Origin of the sequence: Amycolatopsis rhizosphaerae (assembly GCF_007713715.1) — a bacterium.
Taxonomy (GTDB): Bacteria; Actinomycetota; Actinomycetes; order Mycobacteriales; family Pseudonocardiaceae; genus Amycolatopsis_E; species Amycolatopsis_E rhizosphaerae.
Genome location: NZ_VJWX01000678.1, coordinates 1 through 2,958, shown reverse-complemented (window position 1 = coordinate 2,958; position 2,958 = coordinate 1). Strand labels below are relative to the sequence as shown.

Genomic DNA, 2,958 nt, shown 5'->3' with positions numbered 1-2,958 from the left:
ATCGTGCACCGCGCCGAACTGGACGCCGACGGGATCCTCACGCGGCTGAAGATCGTCGACCCGAGTTTCTTCAACTGGCCCGCGCTGCCCGTCGCGCTCACCGACACGATCGTTCCGGACTTCCCCCTCACCAACAAGAGCTTCAACCTCTCCTACGCGGGCAACGACCTCTGAAGCCGCCCGGGACTTAGGGCCTCGCACCCGGCGACCTAGGGCCGTCGCCCGGCGGTGGGCGGCGGCGCAGGGTGGAGTCGTCGGCACGGCCTGAGAAAAGGGGCTCCACGATGATGTACTGGTACGGCAACGGCATGGGCTGGGGCTACGTCCTGATGACCATCACCACGGTGCTGTTCTGGGCACTGGTGATCGCCGGTGTGGTCGCCCTGATCCGCTACCTCTCCCGGAAGCCGGGCGGCACGGGCGGCACCGCGGGCACAGGCGGCACCGCGGGTACGGGCGGCGGTCCCGCGGCGCCCTCGCGCCCCACCCCGGAGCAGTTGCTGGCCGAGCGGTTCGCGCGCGGGGAGATCGACGAGCAGGAGTACCGGCGCGGCCTGGAGGTGCTGCGCGGCGAGCACCACACCCCCAGTCAGCCCTGAACCCGGGAAAACCCGCCGAGATATACCCCCCTCCCGTACTTGCGCGGGACGGGGGTGATCTTCTACTGTCTTCCACCAGATACCCGTACCCCCTATCGGTAGCTGGTGGTTGTGATGACGGAACAAAACGCGGATCCGCGACGCTGGTGGGCACTCGGCTTCCTTGCTCTTGCCCAGTTCGTGGTGATCATGGACACCTCGATCATCGGGGTCGCACTGCCCCGGATGCAGGCCGACCTCGGCTTCACCACGGACAACCTGTCCTGGATCTTCAACGCCTACGTGATCGCCTTCGGCGGCCTGCTGCTGCTCGGTGGCAGGCTCGCCGCCCTGCTCGGCGCCCGGAGGCTGTTCGGCGCGGGCTGGGCGTTGACGCTGGCCGGCTCGGTGGTCGCCGCGCTCGCGGGCACCGCGGGCGTCGAACTGCTCGGCCGCGTCTTGCAGGGCGCCGGGGCCGCGCTGATCGCGCCCGCCGCGCTGACCCTGCTGATGACCCTGTTCGGCGCCCGGCCCCGGGAACTGACGAAGGCGCTCGCGCTCTACGGTGCGGCGGCCCCGGCCGGAGGCACCGCGGGTGTCTTCCTCGGCGGCGTGCTCACCCAGTGGCTGTCCTGGCCGTGGATCTTCTGGCTGTACGTGCCGATCTCGCTGGTCGCACTGGTGGCCACGCCGCTGCTGATGCCCTCCGCACCGGCCCGCCGCGGGGCGATCGACGTGCTCGGCGCGCTCGCCGTGACCGCGGGACTGGGCCTGGTCGTCTTCGCCGTCGTGCGCGCGCCGCAGCTCGGCTGGGGCTCGGCCGCCACGCTGGGCGCGCTGGCGGGCGGTATCGCCCTGCTCGCGCTGTTCGTGGCGCTCCAGCGCGCACGCCGCGTCCCGTTGGTGCGGCTGGGCATCTTCCGCACGCCCGGCCTCGGCGGGGCGAACCTCGCGCAGTTCCTGCTCGGCGCCGCGTGGATCCCGATGTGGTACTTCCTCAACCTGTACCTGCAGCAGGTCCTGGGCTACGGCGCCTTCGCCAGCGGGGCCGCGCTGCTGCCGATGACGGTGCTGATCGTGGTGCTCATGGTGGCCGTGGCCCCGCGCCTGATCGCCCGGTTCGGCGCCAAGCCGCTCATCATCGGCGGGCTGTGGGCCCTCGCCGCCGGACTGGTGTGGCTGTCCTTCGTACGGCCGACCGGCACCTTCGTCATCGACGTGCTCCCGGCGTCCCTGGTCGCCGCGCTCGGGCAGGCACTGGCCTTCATCCCGTCGCTGGGCACCGCCATCTCCAGCGCTCCGCCGGAAGAAGGGGGCCTGGCCTCCGGCATCGTGAACACCGCGTACCAGATCGGCTCGGCGCTGGGCCTGGCCACGATGACCGCGGTGGGCGTGTCCTTCGGCGCCGGGCGCCTCGGCGACCCGGTCGCGCTGACCGGCGGGTTCTCCGCCGCCTTCCTCGGCGCGGCCGGGATCGCCGCCGCCGGTGGCCTCCTCACGCTGGCCACCCTGCGCCGCGCGGCCCGGCCCGCGGAAGCGGCCCAGGCAGCGTGAGCCGGCACCGGGAGCAGCCCGTGAGGGAGAGGCTGCTCCCGGTCGGCTCACCCGCGCTGGGCTTCCAGGACGTCGCGGTACCAGTGGTAGCTGGCCCGCGGCGTCCTCTCCTGCGTGGTGTAGTCGACGTGCACGAGGCCGAACCGGTACTTGTACCCGTGCGCCCACTCGAAGTTGTCCAAAAGGGACCAGACGAAGTACCCGCGCAGGTCCACCCCCGCTTCGAGCGCGTCGTGTGCCGCGCGAAGGTGGTCACGCAGGTAGCCGATCCGGGCGAGGTCGGTGTACCTCCCGGCGGCATCGCGCTCGTCCGGCTGGACACAGCCGTTTTCGGTGACGTAGACCGGCGGCAGTCCGGGGTAGCGGCGCCGCAGGTCCACCAGCGCCTCGGTCAGCCCCTGCGGCTCGACCGGCCAGCCCATGCCCGTGCGCGGCACGTCGGGCAGGCGCGTGGTGTCGATGCCGATGTCGATCGCGGTGCGTGCGGCGGGATCGGGCTCGTGGTGCGGCGCGTCGGCGACGTGCTGGCGGTAGTAGAAGTTCAGCCCCAGGTAGTCCAGCGGGGTCGAGATGATCTCCGGATCGCCCTCGCGCCGGAACGAGAAGTCGCTGATCGCCCCGAACAGCTCCGCGTAGTCCTCGGGAGGCCGGCCCGCGAACAGCGGCTCGGTGAACTGACGGCGCAGCAGGCAGTCGTGCCGCCGCGCGGCGGCCACATCGGCCGGATCGTCGCTCACCGGCACCGAAGGCGACTGGTTGAGCACGATGCCGAACCGGTGTTCCGGCCGGGCCGCCGACCGCATCGCGCCGACCGCCAGCCCGTGCC

3 protein-coding genes are annotated in these 2,958 nt (G+C 72.0%); 2 read left to right on the top strand and 1 reads right to left on the bottom strand.

Features of this window, described 5'->3' with window-relative positions; all coding sequences use genetic code 11:
• Nucleotides 1-284: 284 nt before the first annotated feature.
• Both FNH05_RS35380 and FNH05_RS35375 read left to right on the top strand, forming a co-directional pair.
• Nucleotides 285-599, top strand: coding sequence for an SHOCT domain-containing protein (locus tag FNH05_RS35380; protein ID WP_144593204.1), 315 nt, complete (start codon nt 285-287; stop codon nt 597-599).
• Between the two features lie 114 nt (nt 600-713).
• Nucleotides 714-2,132 (top strand): MFS transporter, encoded by a 1,419-nt coding sequence (locus FNH05_RS35375; protein WP_144593203.1) that lies wholly within the window; start codon nt 714-716, stop codon nt 2,130-2,132.
• 47 nt (nt 2,133-2,179) lie between these two features.
• Here the strand turns inward: FNH05_RS35375 and FNH05_RS35370 are convergent.
• Nucleotides 2,180-2,958, bottom strand: a 779-nt coding sequence (locus FNH05_RS35370; protein ID WP_144593202.1) for a glycoside hydrolase family 1 protein, incomplete at its 5' end; no start/stop codon positions are given.

What these genes read in the sequence shown, in the direction of transcription:
- FNH05_RS35375 (WP_144593203.1), top strand. Translation starts at nt 714, where the DNA reads ATGACGGAACAAAACGCGGATCCGCGACGCTGGTGGGCACTCGGCTTC.
- FNH05_RS35380 (WP_144593204.1), top strand. Translation starts at nt 285, where the DNA reads ATGATGTACTGGTACGGCAACGGCATGGGCTGGGGCTACGTCCTGATG.